The 16703-nt window shown below is 69.4% G+C and carries 12 protein-coding genes; 2 read left to right on the forward strand and 10 right to left on the reverse strand.

All coding sequences use genetic code 11. From position 1 onward, the window contains the following. Positions 1 to 82: 82 nt before the first annotated feature. The 3 genes from AB0N66_RS04610 to AB0N66_RS04620 form a co-directional block, all read right to left on the reverse strand. Positions 83 to 1528 carry an aldehyde dehydrogenase family protein gene (locus tag AB0N66_RS04610; RefSeq protein ID WP_365429458.1) on the reverse strand — a complete coding sequence of 482 codons (1446 nt, stop codon included), beginning with the start codon at positions 1526 to 1528 and terminating at the stop codon, positions 83 to 85. A gap of 334 nt (positions 1529 to 1862) precedes the next feature. Beyond that, positions 1863 to 3521 (reverse strand): PucR family transcriptional regulator, encoded by a 1659-nt coding sequence (locus tag AB0N66_RS04615; protein ID WP_365428639.1) that lies wholly within the window; start codon positions 3519 to 3521, stop codon positions 1863 to 1865. A 232-nt stretch (positions 3522 to 3753) separates the two neighbouring features. Then, entirely contained in the window at positions 3754 to 5877 is a 2124-nt protein-coding gene (locus AB0N66_RS04620) for an ATP-binding protein (protein WP_365428642.1), read from the reverse strand. Positions 5878 to 6176: 299 nt separating this feature from the next. Here AB0N66_RS04620 and gabT point away from each other — a divergent pair, with 299 nt between their 5' ends. Both gabT and AB0N66_RS04630 read left to right on the forward strand, forming a co-directional pair. Then, positions 6177 to 7511: a 4-aminobutyrate--2-oxoglutarate transaminase gene (gene gabT, locus AB0N66_RS04625; protein WP_365428645.1), complete on the forward strand. Its 1335-nt coding sequence runs from the start codon at positions 6177 to 6179 to the stop codon at positions 7509 to 7511. Between the two features lie 326 nt (positions 7512 to 7837). After that, positions 7838 to 8542 carry a phosphatase PAP2 family protein gene (locus AB0N66_RS04630; protein ID WP_365428648.1) on the forward strand — a complete coding sequence of 235 codons (705 nt, stop codon included), beginning with the start codon at positions 7838 to 7840 and terminating at the stop codon, positions 8540 to 8542. Here the strand turns inward: AB0N66_RS04630 and AB0N66_RS04635 are convergent. The 7 genes from AB0N66_RS04635 to AB0N66_RS04665 all read right to left on the reverse strand — a co-directional run bounded on the left by AB0N66_RS04635 (position 8481) and on the right by AB0N66_RS04665 (position 16692). Further along, entirely contained in the window at positions 8481 to 10292 is a 1812-nt protein-coding gene (locus tag AB0N66_RS04635) for a glycoside hydrolase family 18 protein (protein ID WP_365428651.1), read from the reverse strand. The genes AB0N66_RS04630 and AB0N66_RS04635 overlap by 62 nt on opposite strands. 178 nt (positions 10293 to 10470) lie before the next feature. Further along, positions 10471 to 10935 carry a hypothetical protein gene (locus tag AB0N66_RS04640; protein ID WP_365428653.1) on the reverse strand — a complete coding sequence of 155 codons (465 nt, stop codon included), beginning with the start codon at positions 10933 to 10935 and terminating at the stop codon, positions 10471 to 10473. Between the two features lie 164 nt (positions 10936 to 11099). Beyond that, entirely contained in the window at positions 11100 to 12518 is a 1419-nt protein-coding gene (locus AB0N66_RS04645; protein WP_365428656.1) for an FAD-dependent oxidoreductase, read from the reverse strand. Positions 12519 to 12554: 36 nt separating this feature from the next. Next, the gene (locus AB0N66_RS04650) at positions 12555 to 13355 is read right to left on the reverse strand and encodes an ABC transporter permease (RefSeq protein ID WP_365428659.1); all 801 of its coding nucleotides are present in this window, start codon (positions 13353 to 13355) and stop codon (positions 12555 to 12557) included. Continuing rightward, the gene (locus AB0N66_RS04655; protein WP_365428662.1) at positions 13356 to 14279 is read right to left on the reverse strand and encodes an ABC transporter permease; all 924 of its coding nucleotides are present in this window, start codon (positions 14277 to 14279) and stop codon (positions 13356 to 13358) included. Further along, positions 14279 to 15439: an ABC transporter ATP-binding protein gene (locus AB0N66_RS04660; RefSeq protein ID WP_365429461.1), complete on the reverse strand. Its 1161-nt coding sequence runs from the start codon at positions 15437 to 15439 to the stop codon at positions 14279 to 14281. Before AB0N66_RS04660 ends, AB0N66_RS04655 begins: the two co-directional genes overlap by 1 nt. Before the next feature lie 5 nt (positions 15440 to 15444). Further along, positions 15445 to 16692 carry a spermidine/putrescine ABC transporter substrate-binding protein gene (locus AB0N66_RS04665; RefSeq protein WP_365428665.1) on the reverse strand — a complete coding sequence of 416 codons (1248 nt, stop codon included), beginning with the start codon at positions 16690 to 16692 and terminating at the stop codon, positions 15445 to 15447. Positions 16693 to 16703: the final 11 nt, after the last annotated feature.

Genomic DNA, 16703 nt, shown 5'->3' on the forward strand with positions numbered 1-16703 from the left:
GCCGGAAGGCATCGGCGCCGGGCCCTTCATCGGGAGCCTATATGAAAATGGTTCCCATGAGCTAGTTGTGGAGTGGTGAGAGTCAGAGGGCGAGACCCGTCAGCACCAGCACCCGCTCGTAGGTGTAGTCGTCCATCGCGAACTTCACGCCCTCACGGCCCACACCGGACTGCTTCACACCGCCGTACGGCATCTGGTCGGCACGGTAGGACGGCACGTCACCGATCACGACCCCACCCACCTCCAGCGCGCGGTGGGCGCGGAACGCGGTCTGGAGGTTGTGCGTGAACACACCTGCCTGGAGACCGTACTTGGAGTCGTTGGCGGCGGCGAAGGCGGCGGCCTCCCCCTCCACCCGCCGTACGGTCAGGACCGGCCCGAAGACCTCCTCGCAGGAGATGGTGGTGTCCGGCGGTACGTCGGCGAGCACGGTCGGCGCGTACGCGGCGCCGTCGCGCTTGCCGCCGGTGAGCACGCGGGCACCGGCCCTGGCGGCCTCCTCCACCCACGCCTCGACGCGCTTGGCCGCGTCCTCGCTGACGAGTGGACCCACATCGGTCTTGTCGTCCGACGGGTCCCCGGTGACCTGCGACTCGACAGCGGCGACGATGCGCGGCAGCAGCCGGTCGTACACGGACGCGTCCGCGATCACCCGCTGCACGGAGATGCAGGACTGGCCGCCCTGGTAATTGGAGAAGGTGGCGATACGGGTGGCGGCCCAGTCCAGGTCCTCGTCGCTCGCCCAGTCGGCCAGCACCACGGCCGCGCCGTTGCCGCCGAGTTCCAGCGTGCAGTGCTTGCGCGGCACGCTGTCCATGATCGCGTAACCGACCTTCTCGGACCCGGTGAAGGAGATGACGGGCAGCCGCTCGTCCTGCACCAGTGCGGGCATCCGCTCGTTCGACACCGGCAGGATGCTCCACGAACCGGCGGGCAGCTCGGTCTCGGCCAGCAGGTCGCCGATGATGAGGCCCGACAGCGGGGTCGCGGGCGCCGGCTTCAGGATGATCGGCGCGCCGGCGGCGATGGCCGGGGCGATCTTGTGGGCGCACAGGTTGAGCGGGAAGTTGAAGGGTGCGATACCCAGCACGACGCCCTTCGGGAACCGCCGGGTCAGCGCGAGCCGGCCCTGACCGCCGAGGTCCGTGTCGAGGCGCTGCGCCTCGCCTCCGTTGAACCGGCGGGCCTCCTCTGCCGCGAACCGGAACACCGACACCGCGCGGCCGACCTCGCCGCGCGCCCACTTGATCGGCTTGCCGTTCTCGGCGGAGATGAGCCGGGCGATCTCCTCGGTCCGCTCGACCAGGCGCTTCGACACGTGGTCGAGGGCGGCGGCCCTGACGTGCGCCGGGGTCGCGGCGAACTCGTCGCGTACGGCGTAGGCGGCGGCCACGGCCTCCTCGACCTGGGCCTCGGTCGGCACGCCGACCTGGCCGACGAGCCGGCCGTCCCACGGGGAGGTGACGTCGAACGTGGTCTCACCGGTGGCCTGGCGGCCGGCGAGCCAGAAGTCGTAGGTGGCTGCCACATTTTCCTTTGGCATGTGTGAGTCCCGGCCCTTCCGAGGTTGGGGGTGGCGTGGCTCTCATCGTCAACGGTAGGGGTGGGGCGACCGGGGGTCGTTTGTCCGAGTCGTAGCAGTCGGGGTGATGGGTGCGCCGCTTTGGCACGGTTGTGGGTGGTGCGGCTGTGAGGGTTTTTCGCCCCCTCCGCCCCTGCTCATTCCCGTACTTCCGGGGCTACGCCCCGTTTCAGCCCGTCCGGCGTTTGAGGACGAGCGCGTTCAGCGCGACAAGGGGGTCTGGGGGCGGAGCTCCCAGAAACGGGACGGGTAGGGGCGGAGGGGGCGAAAAACCCACCCCCTACTCCCCCGCCGCAGCCGTAGTCTTCAACGCCAGCCAAAGCTCCATCCGCACGTCGGCGTCATCCAGCGACCGGCCAAGGATCTCCTCGACCCGCCGCATCCGGTACCGCAGCGTGTGTCGATGCACCCCCAGATCGGCGGCCGCCGCGTCCCACTGCCCGTGCCGGGACAGCCACGCCCGCAGCGAGGCGACCAGATCCCCCCGCCCGGTCGCGTCATGCTCGTGCAACGCCCGCAGCAGCCCGTCCGCGAACGCCCGCACGGCGTCATCCGCGAGCAACGGCAGCACGGACCCCGCGGCCAGCTCCTCGTGCTCGACGAGGAACCGCCCGCGCCGCCGGGCGACGGACAGCGCCTGCTCGGCCTGCTTGTACGCGGCGCCGGCGGCGATCGGCCCGGCGGGCGCCGACAGCCCGACCACCAGCTCGACCTCGTCACCACCGGACTGCTCCCGCACGGACACCCGCAAGGCCTCCAGCGCCGTCGCGTGCTCCCCGCAGGCGGCGACCGCCGCGCCCCCGTCGACGGCAAGGACGACGAGCCGCTCCCCGTCGGGTACGACGAGTACGGCCTCGCCTGAACGGGCGGCCGCGGACTCCACGACCTCGGCGAGCGCGCCGAGCGGATCACCCCCGGTGTCGGGCACCGCGACGGCGGCGGAGGAGACGGCGGCAGCGGCCACGCGCGCGTGGCCGTCGGCGTGCGCCCGGGCGGCCGACGCGGACGCCGACTCGGCGAGGATCAGCCGGAAGGGCGCGTCGAGGAGCGCGCCGAACAGGTCCCCGGCGACGGCCCGGGCGTGGTCGGACTCCCCGGCGAGCAGCATGCGCAGCACCGCCGCGCCGATCCGCTGCTCGGCCGCCTGCAAGGAGCGTGAGCGTTCCGTGGTGAGCGTCAGCAGGGCGATCGCCGAGTGCAGGGCGTACCGCTCGGCGGTGCCGAGGGCGGCGGCGGTGCCGACGGCGAGCGCGGCGCGCGGCCGTCGTCCCGTGCCCAGCGAGTGCAGTTCCACCCGGTCCTCGCCGCCGACCACCGAACTCGCGGGCGCCGGCCGGTCCCGCAGCCGCTCCACGTCCGGTGTCAGCCGCGCGGCCCGCCGCCCCGCCCACTCCGGCGCGGTGGCGACGACGGCACCTGACGCGTCGTACAGCGCCGCCCATCCGTCGACCTGTCCGGCGAGCGAGGACAGCAGCCCTTCGGGCCCGTCGTTCAGCGCCTGCTTGGTCAGCTCGCGCTGCGCGGCGAACCCCGCGGTCACGGCGCGGTACTGATCGGCGGCGATGGCGGCGGAGACGGCCTTGCTGATGGCCAGGAACGGCGTACGCCGGGGCACTTCGAGGAGCGGCAGCCCCTCTTCCTCCGCCGCGTCGACGAGAGCCTTCGGGATCTCCTCGTAGTGGACCCCGACGGCGAATCCGAGCCCGGCCACCCCGGCCCCCACCAGCCGCTTCACATAGCGCCGCATGACCTCGGGATCGTCCGCGTCCAGCTTGAGCGCGGTGATCAGCAGGAGTTCCCCGCCCTCCATGTACGGCACGGGGTCGGCGAGCTCGCTGGCGTGCACCCAGCGGACGGGCACGTCCAGCCGTTCCTCGCCAGCGCGCACGGTGAGCTTGAGCGCGGAGTGGTGGACGAGCGAGGCGAGCGTGGGAGGCATGGGACCTTCAGGCCTTCGGATTCTCAGGTCTTCACAGGGTTTTCGACGGTCAGTGGGTCTTCGCCAGTCACTGGTTCTTCGACAGTCACTGGCGATGTGATCTTTTGGCCGCAGCGTATGAACGACCTATGTCGATTCTGCCTCACCGTACGGTACGGCCGTGACCGTATGTCCAGACGTACAGGTCAGCGCCGTAGACCCACGAGCACCCGCCCTTACGGATCTCCCGGCATCAGCCGCGCAGATCCACCAGCAGCGGCGGCGCGTGCTCACCCCGCACGCTCGTGAGAGACAGCACCGCGTGCCCCGGCGGCACCCCGTGCGCCAGTTCGGACGCGGACCAGCGCTCCCGCTCGACCTGGCGCACGGTGACGGCCCGGGCGGTCGGCGCGTGCCCGGTGATCACCCGCCGCACCATGTGCAGCGCCTTGCCCGCCGGGGTCTCCGCGATGATCTGCCGGTCGGTGACGTCACGCGCCTCGATCCACTCCTTGCCCCAGACCTCGGCGAAGTCCTGCCCGTCCCAGGGCGTGAGCCCGGAGAGCGCCATCCGGCACCCGATGGCGCCGAGCAGCGGAGTCCGCAGGGTCCGCGGCGCGTCGTCGAGCGTCCGGAGCGTCAGCACGGCGCCCGCGTTGCCGGACCGCAGCCGCTGAATACCTCGTACGGCCTCGGGCGTGACGACCCCGGTCGCGTCGTCGAGCACCAGGCAGGCGAACAGCGACCGGTCCTCCCGTACCGCGACACTCGCCGTGAACTGCGCGAGCACCAGCCGCGCCAGGATCCGCGAAGCGTCGGCGTGACCGCGCGCGGGCAGATCGATCCGCACCCGTACGGGATGGTCGAGGGCCCGCAGCGAGAAGGGGCGCGACTGCCCTGACGTATCGAAGAACCCGGCGAACGCGGGCCGGTCGAGCAGCGCGACCCGGTCCGCGAGGACACTCCCCACGTCTCCCGGGTGCCCCAACTGTCGCTCCCGCGCGTCGAGTTCACGCAGCAGCGACTCCTTGCCGCTGTCTTCCAGGGCCTTGCGCAGCGCCCCGAGCGGGCCGGGCGAACCGTCGAGGAGCTGCCGCAGCTCGGGCACGGACGGGAAACGGCCATGGACCGCCCGGAACGGTCCGAGGAGCTGGGCGAGGACGGTGGTCGACCGACGGCTGTCGCCGCCGGGATGCGGATCGGCCAGGTCTCCGACGAGCGCCTCCGCCAGTACGGCGGCGGCCTCGTCGGGGTCGGTGGTCCCGCCGTACAGGTCGAGGTCGTACACGGACTCGGGATTCCCGATCCGTACGACGACGTCGTACGCGTCGGCGGCCCCGAGCCCGGCACCCGCGGCGCCGACCACGACCACGGCGGCCCGCCCGGCGAGCGCGTGCAGGCACAGCGACTCGGCGAGCGGCCAGACGATGCCGCCCGTCTTGCCGGATCCGGGGGGACCGACGGCGAGCAACGAGGTGCCGAGGAGGTCGGGGCCGAGCGCGATGCCGGTGCCGCGATAGGCGTACGGGTTGCGGGCGTCGTCAGCGGTCGTGCCCAGCCGCACCTGTCCGGTCACCAGGTCGTGCAGCGCGTGCCGTCCGGGCAGGTCACGCGCACCGGAGGGATGCAGACAGGCTGCGGACCCGTCCTTCAGGACCGCCCCGGTGAAGGTGGCGAGGCTGTGCCGCCCGCTCCGTACGCCCTGCCAGGCGCGGGCGATGCGGGCGTGGTCGACATCGCGCATCAGCCCCGAGCGGGCCTCGGCGGCGAGCCGGTCGGCGGCGTCGGCCGCACCGGCGGCGCGGAGCTGGTTCCACTGGGCGGGGTCTTCCTCGGGCGCGGGCGGCCGTTCGTTCACCGGAGCGGCGCGGCGCCACGCGGGCGGCCCGTAGCGCCGCCAGACCTCGCCCCAGCGGCCGAGGCGGCCGACGCTGATCATGATCACCAGCGCGACAATGACGTACCACGCGTAGCCCACAACCAGGCGGCCATACGAGTTGGGCGCCGCCCAGGAGTCCGGAATCATCGCGTCTACGGGCAGGAACCACCAGCCGCCCAGGTAGCCGTTCCAGAGCAGCGACCAGATCAGCCACCCCACCAGAAACGCGATCACGGCGCCGCTCAGGAGCTGGCGCGCCGGGATCTGCTCCGGTTCCTCGTCCGGCCGCTGCCGGTATCCGAACTGCCACACCCCGGGCGCCGCCTCCGGCCTGGGCGCCCGAACCCACGCCAGGAAGTCGGACCCGTCAGGCAACGGCGGCATCCCCGGTGCCCGTGCGGGCCGGGGTGGTGTCGCCGGCACGTCCGGGGGCCCCGCCGGACGCGGCACAGGGTTGGCGTGCGTGCCCCGCGCGTCCCGCGTCCCGTCGCTGTCCATCGCCTTTGCCCCCTGACCAGCCGCTCCGTACCTCGTCCGCGAGCCAATCTAGTGCCCCCACAGGGGGAGTTCACCGCATACACGGCCGGACCTGCGGGGAGACACCGTCGCTGGGCACCCGGCCCACTATGTCCACCACGGACAACCGGCGCCCCGAACATCTCCCCCATGGAGCATGCCCACCCCCCTCCCCCGGCCATAACCTGCGAAGAAAGCAGTCAAGCGTCCGAAATCCCCCCGCCCGGCACGCCCCGTCCGCCGGGGACCGTCCGGTTCGCAAGATCATCAGGGAGCCCCTCATGACCGCACTTCCGCAGGAGCGCCGCGTCGTCACCGCCATCCCCGGCCCGAAGTCACAGGAGCTGCAGGCCCGACGCCTCGCCGCGGTGGCGGCCGGTGTGGGCTCGGTGCTTCCCGTGTTCACCACGCGCGCCGGCGGCGGCATCATCGAGGACGTCGACGGAAACCGTCTGATCGACTTCGGCTCCGGTATCGCCGTGACCAGTGTGGGCGCGAGCGCCGAGGCCGTCGTGCGCCGGGCCTCCGCCCAGCTCCAGGACTTCACCCACACCTGTTTCATGGTCACACCGTACGAGGGGTACGTCGCCGTCGCCGAGGCGCTGGCGGAGCTGACGCCGGGCGACCACGCCAAGAAGTCGGCCCTGTTCAACTCGGGCGCCGAAGCCGTCGAGAACGCCGTCAAGATCGCGCGTGCCTACACCAAGCGGCAGGCGGTGGTCGTCTTCGACCACGGCTACCACGGCCGTACCAACCTCACGATGGCGCTGACCGCCAAGAACATGCCGTACAAGCACGGCTTCGGCCCGTTCGCCCCCGAGGTCTACCGCGTGCCGGTGGCGTACGGCTACCGCTGGCTGACCGGCCCGGAGAACGCGGGCGCCGAGGCGTCCGCCCAGGCCATCGACATGATCAGCAAGCAGATCGGTGCCGAGAACGTCGCCGCGATCATCATCGAGCCGGTGCTCGGCGAGGGCGGCTTCATCGAGCCCGCCAAGGGCTTCCTGCCCGCCATCAGCAAGTTCGCCACCGACAACGGCATCGTCTTCGTCGCCGACGAGATCCAGTCCGGCTTCTGCCGCACCGGCCAGTGGTTCGCCTGCGAGGACGAGGGCATCGTCCCGGACCTGATCACCACCGCCAAGGGCATCGCGGGCGGTCTCCCGCTCGCCGCCGTCACCGGCCGCGCCGAGATCATGGACGCCGCACACTCGGGCGGCCTGGGCGGCACCTACGGCGGCAACCCGGTGGCCTGCGCCGGCGCCCTCGGCGCGATCGAGACGATGAAGGAGCTCGACCTCAACGCCAGGGCGAAGCACATCGAGGCGGTCATGAAGGTCCGCCTGGGCGCGATGGCGGAAAAGTTCGACATCATCGGCGAGGTCCGCGGCCGCGGCGCCATGATCGCCATCGAGCTGGTCAAGGACCGCGACTCCAAGGAGCCGAACGCCGAGGCGACCGCCGCGCTCGCCAAGGCCTGCCACCAGGAGGGCCTACTGGTCCTGACCTGTGGCACCTACGGCAACGTCCTCCGCTTCCTGCCCCCGCTGGTCATCGGCGAGGACCTCCTGAACGAGGGCCTCGACATCATCGAGCAGGCCTTCACCCGTATCTGACCCGCCCCAGGCGCCCCACCAGCGGAATCCGGCAGCCCTCGCACCGGATTCCGTTTGGCCGTCGGCATGAGTCGGCGGTCGTCAGACGGTGTGAAGAACGTGTGCGAGGTGCATGACGGGACGCGATTCCGTCTGTCGGACCTGGATTCCCTGTCGTAGGTTCTACCCAGATGAGAGATACACCCCGTCCACAGGGGACTGTGGACGGCACCGGGTCGGGGCCTCCCCAGCTTCGCCCTGGTCGTGCCCTCGCGCACACACCCGGAGCTTCCAGCTCCGAATCTCCTCACCGATCGGACAGTCGCGCGTCCCAAACCCCCCGGGGCGTGCGACGATCCGATCCGGACGGCCACTCCGGAACTACCCCCCCTGTTCCGGGGTGGCCGACCTTCTCCTTCTTTCTCGGCCTTCCGGCCCTCCTCTTCGCGCTGATCACCTGGCAGGTCGCGGCCCACGGCCCCCTCGCCCGCGCGGACGAACGCCTCAGCGGCCATCTCGTACACCCGGCCCGGATCTACGAACTTCTCGCCGACCTCGGCAATATCGCGGTCGCCGTTCCCGTCCTCGCCGTCGTGCTCGTGTACGTCGCTCTGCGCGGCCGCCGAGCCGGGCGGGACCGCTGGTGGCTGCCCTCCGTCGCCGCGGCGGTGCTGATGGCCGCCGTACCGGCATTGATCGTGCCGATGAAAGAGCTGATCGCCCGCCCGGGCCCACCGATCATGGGCCCGGGCACGGGTTTCTATCCCTCGGGGCACACGGCGACCGCCGCCATCGCGTACGGCGCCACGACCCTCGTACTCCTCCCCTGGCTCCGCACCGCCCGCGCCCGCCGCGCGCTGGTCACCGCCTGTGCCGTCCTGAACCTCGCGGTGCCCTTCGGGCTGGTCCTTCGCGGCTTCCACTGGCCGCTGGACGTGGTGGCGAGCTGGTGTCTGTGCACGGTGCTGCTGTTCTGCCTGTGGCTGCTGCTCAGCCGAAATAGCTGTCGAAGTTCTTCTGGAACTCCCAGCTCCCGTACCGGTCCCAGTTGATCGACCATGTCATCAGGCCGCGGAGTCCCGGCCAGATGCCGTGGGTGGCGTACGTGCCGCAGTTGGTCTTCTTGGTGAGGCAGTCGAGGGCCTTGTTGACCTCGGAAGGCGCCACATAGCCGTTGCCCGCGTTCGTCGTCGCCGGCATGCCGATGGCTATCTGGTCGGGGCGCAGAGCCGGGAAGACGTTGCTCGCGTTGCCTGCGACCGGGAAGCCCGTCAGAAGCATGTCGGTCATCGCGATGTGGAAGTCGGCGCCGCCCATGGAGTGGTACTGGTTGTCGAGGCCCATGATCGAACCGGAGTTGTAGTCCTGGACGTGCAGGAGGGTCAGGTCGTCGCGCATGGCGTAGATGACCGGGAGGTAGGCGCCGGCGCGGGGGTCCTGGCCGCCCCACGGGCCGGTGCCGTAGTACTGGTAGCCGAGCTGGACGAAGAAGGTCTCCGGGGCCATCGTCAGAACGAAGCCGGTCCCGTACTTGGCCTTCAGGGTCTTCAGGGCCGAGATGAGGTTCACGATCACGGGTGTGGTCGGGCTCTTGAAGTTGGTGTCGGCCGCGTCCAGCGAGAGGGAGTGGCCCTCGAAGTCGATGTCCAGGCCGTTCAGACCGTAGGTGTCGATGATCTTCGACACCGAGGTGACGAAGGTGTCGCGGGCCGCTGTCGTCGTCAGCTGCACCTGGCCGTTCGCGCCGCCGATGGAGATCAGGACCTTCTTGCCGGCCGCCTGCTTGGCCTTGATCGCCGCCTTGAAGTCGGCCTCGCTCTCGACGGTCGGGCACTCGGTGACCGGGCAGCGGGTGAAGCGGATGTCACCGGAGGTGGTGGTGGTCGGTTCACCGAAGGCCAGGTCGATGATGTCCCAGCTGTCGGGGACGTCGGCCAGGCGCGTGTACCCGGCGCCGTTCGCGAAGCTGGCGTGGAGGTAGCCGACGAGGGCGTGCTCGGTCGAGCCTCCGCCGCCGCCGGCACTCGTCGTCGCGTTCACCGTCGCCGACTTCGGCGACTCGCCCGCGTCGTTCACCGCCGCGACCTGGAAGGTGTACGCCGTCGAGGCCGTGAGTCCGCTGACCGTGGCCGAAGTCCCGGTCGCCGTCTGGACTTTCACTCCGTTGCGGTAGATGGCGTATCCGGTCGCGCCTGTCACCGGGGACCAGGACAGGGCGACGCTCGATGAGGTGACCGTGCCTGCCGTCAGGCCGGTGGGTGCGGCCGGGGGCTGGCCCGGGTCGACTGAGGGACCGACGAGGGAGACGTCGTCGACGTTGTAGGCGCCGGTGCCGTACCAGCCGTGCGTGTAGATGGTCACCCTGGTGGTGGCGGCGCCGGTACGGAAGGTCGTGGTGAGCTGCTGCCAGGCGGTCGCGGACTGGGTCCAGGTGGAGACGTCGGTGGTGCCGGTGCCGCTCGCGCCGAGGTAGACGTAGCTGCCGCGGACGTAACCGGCGAGGGAGTACTGGGAGTTGGGCTGAACGGTCACTGACTGGGAGCACTGTGCGTAGTCGCTGCCGGCCGGGGTCGCCTGGAGCGCGGAACTGCCGCTCCGTACGGGTGAGTTGACGGTGATGCCCGCCGTACAGGTCCAGTTGTCGAGTCCCGCCTCGAAACCGCCGTTCTTCGCGATGTCCGCGTCGGCCGCACGGGCGGCCGACGAGAGCGCGGTCATACCGGGAACGGCCAGGACGATGGCCGTGCACACGGCGAGAAGTCTGTGACGCGTGACTGATCCGTTGCGTCGGGTGCGATCCACGACTGCCTCCGGGCATGGGGGAATTGGAGGGTGAAGCGCGCCCAATTTGGTCCAGACCAATCCTGTTGTCAAGACCTCAGGAATCTCAGGAGCTCAGGATCAGGACCTCAAGACGTCAAGAACCTCAAAACGTCTCGTCGGGTCCTGTGGCTGTTTCCGGGGTCCGGCCCCGGCACGGCTATCGGTCCTCGTTTCCGGCGCGACCTGCGCGACCCGCCGCCGCCTCATGCATTGCCAGTTCCAGCAGCGCCGGGTCGGTGAGGGTGCCGGAGCCGTCCGGCGGGATCAGCCAGCGGACGCCGCCGCCGGTCGTCCTTCCCGGGTACGGCACCACGATCCACGTACCGCGGCCCGCTGTGCGCACCCCCGTGCCGAGCCACCGGGCCGCGGTGCCCGCGGGAACGAAGAAGCCCATCCGGGCGTCCCCGAAGTCGACGAGTACGGGACCCAGTTGGTCGATCACCCGGGTCAGCACGTCGAGCGTGGGGTAGCCGAGTTCGCCCGGCAGGATGAGTACGTCCCAGGCCTTGCCCGCGGGCAGCAGCGCGACCCCCAGCGGATTGCGCTCCCATTCCCACCGGCAGGCCTCGGGATCCGGAGCTACGGATGCCAGCCAGTCGACCGCCGTCTTAGCCCCTGTCATGGCGGAACCTCCCTCTCTCGTGTCGACGCTGGTCGCGTCACAGGGGAGAGCGAGGTTCGGGCCGATCATTACGCGGGTTCTGAATAATTGTTGATAGTGAGCCGGGTCACAGTGCTGAGCAGGGCGTACGCCGTGGTTCCGCGCCCCGCGTCCCGCTGTTCGGTTCAGCTGTCGAAGCCGAGCCCGAGCTTGTCCATGGTCTTCAGCCACAGATTGCGTCGCCCGCCGTGCGAATCGGCCCGCGCCAGTGACCACTTGGTGAGCGCGATGCCCGTCCAGGCGAAAGGCTCGGGCGGGAACGGCAGCGGCTTCCTGCGGACCATCTCCAGCTCGGTGCGCTCCGTACGCTCCCCCGCGAGCAGGTCGAGCATCACGTCCGCGCCGAACCGGGTGGCGCCCACGCCGAGCCCGGTGTAGCCGGCCGCATAGGCGACCTTGCCCTGGTGCGCCGTGCCGAAGAAGGCGGAGAAGCGCGAGCAGGTATCGATCGCGCCGCCCCAGGCGTGCGTGAAGCGGACGCCCGCCAGCTGCGGGAAGCAGGTGAAGAAGTGGCCGGCGAGCTTCGCGTACGTCTCGGGGCGGTGGTCGTACTCGGCGCGCACCCGGCCGCCGTACGGGTAGATCGCGTCGTAGCCGCCCCACAGGATCCGGTTGTCGGCGGACAGCCGGAAGTAGTGGAACTGGTTCGCCGAATCACCGAGGCCCTGGCGGTTCTTCCAGCCGATGGACGCCAACTGGTCGGCGGTCAGCGGCTCAGTCATCAGGGCGTAGTCGTAGACGGGGACGGTGTACGCGCGGACGCGCTTGACCAGGTTCGGGAAGATGTTCGTGCCGAGGGCCACGCGACGCGCACGGATCGAGCCGTACGGGGTGCGTACGGCCATCGCGGCGCCGTGCGGCTTCAGTTCGAGCGCCGGGGTGTGCTCGTACACGCGGACGCCGAGTTCCTGGCACGCCCTTTTGAGGCCCCAGGCGAGTTTGGCGGGGTGGAGCATGGCGACGCCCCGGCGGTCGTACAGGCCGGCCAGGAATATCGGTGAGTCGACTTGTTCCCGTACTGCTTCGGCGTCCAGGAACTCGGTGCCGTCCGCCAGGCCCTCGCGCCGCAACTCCTCGTGCCAATCGCGCAGTTCGGCCGCCTGGTGCGGCTCGGTGGCGACGTCGATCTCGCCGCTGCGCTCGAAGTCGCAGTCGAGGGAGTAGCGGGCGACGGCCGCCTCGATCTCGTCGAGGTTGCGGGCTCCCAGCTCCTCCAGTTTCCTGATCTCGTCCGGCCAGCGGGTGAGGCCGTTGGCCAGACCGTGGGTGAGGGAGGCGGCACAGAAGCCGCCGTTGCGGCCGGAGGCGGCCCAGCCCACCTCGCGGCCTTCCACCAGGACCACCTCGCGCCGCGGGTCGCGCTCCTTGGCGAGAAGCGCGGTCCACAGTCCGCTGTAGCCGCCGCCGACAACGAGCAGGTCGCAGGTCTCGGTGGTGGTGAGAGCGGGTTCGGGGCGGGGTTTGCCGGGGTCGTCCAGCCAGTAGGACACCGGCTGTGCGTCGGAAAGAGACGTGGTCCAACGAGTCATGGCGCTTGGGGCCATGATTTCAACTCCCTACAGGAACTTGCGATTGCGCGTTTATGCCTTTTGCTTGTTGCGGCGGTTGCTGATGACCATTCCGGACAGGACGAAGAGTACGGCGATGATGAACATGGCCGTGCCGATGACATTGATCTGAACGGGTGTTCCGCGCTGCGCCGAGCCCCAGACGAACATGGGGAAGGTGACGGTCGAGCCCGCGTTGAAATTGGTGATGATGAAATCGTCGAAGGACAGCGCGAAGGCGAGCAGCGCGCCCGCGGCGATTCCGGGGGCCGCGATGGGCAGGGTGACGCGGACGAAGGTCTGCACCGGTCCCGCGTACAGGTCCTGCGCCGCCTGCTCCAGGCGCGGGTCCATCGACATGACGCGTGCCTTGACGGCCGTCACGACGAAGCTGAGGCAGAACATGATGTGGGCGATCAGGATCGTCCAGAAACCCAACTGTGCACCCATGTTGAGGAAGAGGGTGAGCAGTGAGGCGGCCATCACGACCTCGGGCATCGCCATCGGCAGGAAGATCAGCGAGTTGATGGCGCCGCGCGCGCGGAAGCGGTAGCGGACCAGGGCGAAGGCGATCATGGTGCCGAGGACGGTGGCGCCGAGCGTCGCCCACACGGCGATCTGGAGGCTGAGAGAGAGCGAGCCGCACATGTCGGCGACGCCGCACGGGTCGGTCCAGGCGTCCGTGGAGAAGTTCTGCCACTCGTAATTGAAGCGCCCCTTCGGTTTGTTGAAGGAGAACACCGTGACGACGACGTTCGGCAGGAGCAGATATCCGAGGGTCAGCAGTCCCCCGATGACGACGAGATGCCGCTTGAACCAGCGCACGAAGGCCATTTAAACCAGATCCTCCGTCCCGGACTTGCGAATGTAGAGCGTGACCATGATGAGGATCGCGGCCATGAGAATGAAGGAAAGTGCCGCGGCCGTCGGATAGTCGAGAATCCTCAGGAACTGCGTCTGGATGACGTTGCCGACCATCCGGGTGTCCGTGGAGCCGAGTAGATCGGCGTTCACGTAGTCACCGCTGGCCGGGATGAAGGTCAGCAGTGTCCCGGAGACGACACCGGGCATCGACAGCGGGAAGGTGACCTTGCGGAAGGTCGTGAACGGCTTCGCGTACAGGTCGCCTGCCGCCTCGTGGAGGCGTCCGTCGATGCGTTCCAGCGAGGTGTAGAGCGGCAGGATCATGAACGGCAGGAAGTTGTACGTGAGACCGCAGATCACCGCGAGGGGCGTGGCCAGGACGCGGTCGCCGGCCGTGATGCCGAGCCAGCTGGTGACGTCCAGGATGTGCAGCGAGTTGAGGGCGCCGACGACCGGGCCGCCGTCCGCGAGGATCGTCTTCCAGGCGAGCGTGCGGATCAGGAAGCTGGTGAAGAACGGCGCGATGACCAGGATGAGGACGACGTTGCGCCAGCGGCCCGCGCGGAAGGCGATCAGGTAGGCGAGCGGATAGCCGAGGATCAGGCACAGGATCGTCGCGGAGCCCGCGTAGAGCACCGAGCGCAGGAACTGCGGCCAGTAGTCCGCAAGCGCGTCCCAGTAGGTCGCGAAGTGCCAGGTGACTTTGTAGCCGTCCTCCAGGGAGCCCGTCTGTACGGACGTGGAGGCCTGGTAGACCATCGGCAGCGCGAAGAAGACCAGCAGCCAGAGGATGCCGGGCAGCAGCAGCCAGTACGGGGTGAGACGGGCGCGCCTGCGGGGCGGCTTCTCGGTGGGTTGCGGCGCCAGGGGCGGCGCCTCGGTGACGGTGGCCATCAGGCGGCCACCCCCTCTTCTGGGTCTACCGTCTCGACCCCTGCATCGATGTCCTGGGCGGCATCCAGGCCGAAGGTGTGCGCCGGGCTCCAGTGCAGGACGACGTCGGTGCCGGGCCTGAGCCGGGGGTCGCGGTCGATGTTCTGGGCGTAGACCTCGAACTCGGGGCAGACGGCGCTGTCGATGACGTACTGCGTGGAGACGCCGATGAAGCTGGAGTCGGCGATCTTGCCGGTGATCCGGTTGCGTCCGGTCGGGATCTCGCCCGCGTCGTCGGCGTGCGTGAGGGTGATCTTCTCCGGGCGCACGCCGACCAGGACCTTGCCGCCGGTCGTCGTGGGCGCGGAACATCGCGCCGCGGGCAGCAGGAGCTTGCCGCCGCCCGCCTTGAGGATGATCTCGTCGCCGCTCCTGGAGTCGACCTCGGCCTCGATGAGGTTGGAGGTGCCGAGGAAGTTGGCGACGAACGTGGTGTTCGGGTTCTCGTAGAGGTCGGCGGGCGAGCCGAGTTGCTCGACGCGGCCCGCGTTCATCACGGCGACCGTGTCGGCCATGGTCATGGCCTCCTCCTGGTCGTGTGTGACGTGCACGAACGTGATGCCGACCTCGGTCTGGATGCGCTTGAGCTCCAGCTGCATCTGGCGGCGCAGCTTGAGGTCGAGGGCGCCGAGCGGCTCGTCGAGGAGCAGCACCTTGGGGGTGTTGATCAGCGCGCGGGCCACGGCGACACGCTGCTGCTGGCCGCCGGAGAGCTGGTGCGGCTTCTTGCGGGCCTGCTCACCGAGCTGTACGAGCTCCAGCATGTCCTCGACCTGCTTCTTCACCGACTTGATGCCGCGCCGGCGCAGCCCGAAGGCGACGTTCTCGAAGATGTCGAGGTGCGGGAAGAGCGCGTAGGACTGGAAGACGGTGTTCACGGGGCGCTTGTAGGGCGGCAGGTTCGTCACGTCCTGCTCCCCCAGGTGGACGGTCCCCGAAGAGGGCTCCTCCAGGCCGGCGATCATGCGGAGGGTGGTCGTCTTGCCGCAACCCGATGCCCCCAGGAGGGCGAAGAACGATCCTTGCGGCACGGTCAGGTCGAGCGGGTGCACGGCCGCGAAGGCGCCGTACGTCTTGCTGATCCCGGAGAGGCGGACGTCGCCGCTGTTGTCTGTCGTCATCATGGTCACGCCCCTGTGAGCTTCGCGAACTTCTCTTCGTAGGCCGTCTCTTCCTTGCTGCTGAGCAAGCGGAAGGCGTGAGACTTGGCGGCCATGGCCTGGTCGGGAATGATCAGCGGGTTGTTCGCCGCGTCCTTGTCGATCTTCTCCAGGTACGGCTTCACTCCGTCGACCGGACAGACGTAGTTGATGTAGGCGGCGAGCTCGGCGGCCGGCTCGGGCTCGTAGTAGTAGTCCATGAGCCGCTCGGCGTTCGTCTTGTGGCGCGCCTTGTTGGGGATCAGCATGTTGTCGGACGAGGTGATGTAGCCGCTGTCCGGAATGATGAAGTCGACGTCCGGGCTGTCCGCCTTGAGCTGTACGACGTCACCGGCCCAGGCGATACAGGCCGCGAAGTTGCCGCTGGTGATGTCGGACGTGTAGTCGTTGCCGGTGAAGCGGCGGATCTGGCCCTTGTCGACGGCCTTCTGGAGACGGGCGATCGCCGCGTCGAAGTCGTCGTCCGTGAAATTGGACGGGTCCTTGCCCAGGTCGAGCAGCGTCATGCCGATGCTGTCGCGCATCTCCGTCAGGAAACCGATGCGCCCCTTGAGCTTGGGGTTGTCGAGCATGTCGGAGACCGACTTCACCTCGATGCCGTCGAGCGCCTTCTTGTTGTAGGCGATGACGGTCGAGATGCCCTGCCAGGGGTAGGAGTAGGCGCGGCCGGGGTCCCAGTCGGGGTTGCGGAACTGCTGCGACAGGTTGGTGTAGGCGTGCGGCAGGTTGGACGGGTCCAGTTTCTGGACCCACCCGAGGTTGATCAGTCGGCCCGCCAGCCAGTCGGTGAGGACGATGATGTCGCGGCCGGTGTCCTGGCCCGCGGCGAGCTGGGGCTTGATCTTGCCGAAGAACTCGGCGTTGTCGTTGATGTCCTCGGTGTACTTGACCGTGATGCCGGTCTGCTTGGTGAAGGCGTCCAGCGTGGGGTGGTGCTTCTCGCTCTCGTCGACGTCCATATACTCGGTCCAGTTGGAGAAGTTGATCGTCTTCTCCTTGGCCGAGAGGTCGTCGGCGGAGACGCCACCCTGGGTCTTGCCGGCCGCGGGGATCCCGCAGGCGCTGAGCGCCCCGAGTCCGCCGATGGCGAGCGCACCGCCCGCCGAGGCGCGCAGCAGCGAACGGCGGCCGAGGGAGGCCCTGCCGTTCCTGAGGCTGCGCCGCATGGCGGCCAGTTGGACCGGGGACAGGCGTTCGGGCTCGTACTGCTCCATGATCCTGGTGC

The organism is Streptomyces sp. NPDC093544 (genome assembly GCF_040683495.1).
In the GTDB taxonomy this organism is placed as follows: Bacteria; Actinomycetota; Actinomycetes; order Streptomycetales; family Streptomycetaceae; genus Streptomyces.

Excerpts from the sequence above, each read along its gene's own strand:
- AB0N66_RS04655 (WP_365428662.1), bottom strand. The coding sequence starts at position 14,279 with ATGGCCACCGTCACCGAGGCGCCGCCCCTGGCGCCGCAACCCACCGAG.
- AB0N66_RS04665 (WP_365428665.1), bottom strand. The coding sequence starts at position 16,692 with ATGGAGCAGTACGAGCCCGAACGCCTGTCCCCGGTCCAACTGGCCGCC.
- AB0N66_RS04650 (WP_365428659.1), bottom strand. The coding sequence starts at position 13,355 with ATGGCCTTCGTGCGCTGGTTCAAGCGGCATCTCGTCGTCATCGGGGGA.
- AB0N66_RS04615 (WP_365428639.1), bottom strand. The coding sequence starts at position 3,521 with ATGCCTCCCACGCTCGCCTCGCTCGTCCACCACTCCGCGCTCAAGCTC.
- AB0N66_RS04620 (WP_365428642.1), bottom strand. The coding sequence starts at position 5,877 with ATGGACAGCGACGGGACGCGGGACGCGCGGGGCACGCACGCCAACCCT.
- AB0N66_RS04640 (WP_365428653.1), bottom strand. The coding sequence starts at position 10,935 with ATGACAGGGGCTAAGACGGCGGTCGACTGGCTGGCATCCGTAGCTCCG.
- AB0N66_RS04645 (WP_365428656.1), bottom strand. The coding sequence starts at position 12,518 with ATGGCCCCAAGCGCCATGACTCGTTGGACCACGTCTCTTTCCGACGCA.
- gabT (WP_365428645.1), top strand. The coding sequence starts at position 6,177 with ATGACCGCACTTCCGCAGGAGCGCCGCGTCGTCACCGCCATCCCCGGC.
- AB0N66_RS04660 (WP_365429461.1), bottom strand. The coding sequence starts at position 15,439 with ATGACGACAGACAACAGCGGCGACGTCCGCCTCTCCGGGATCAGCAAG.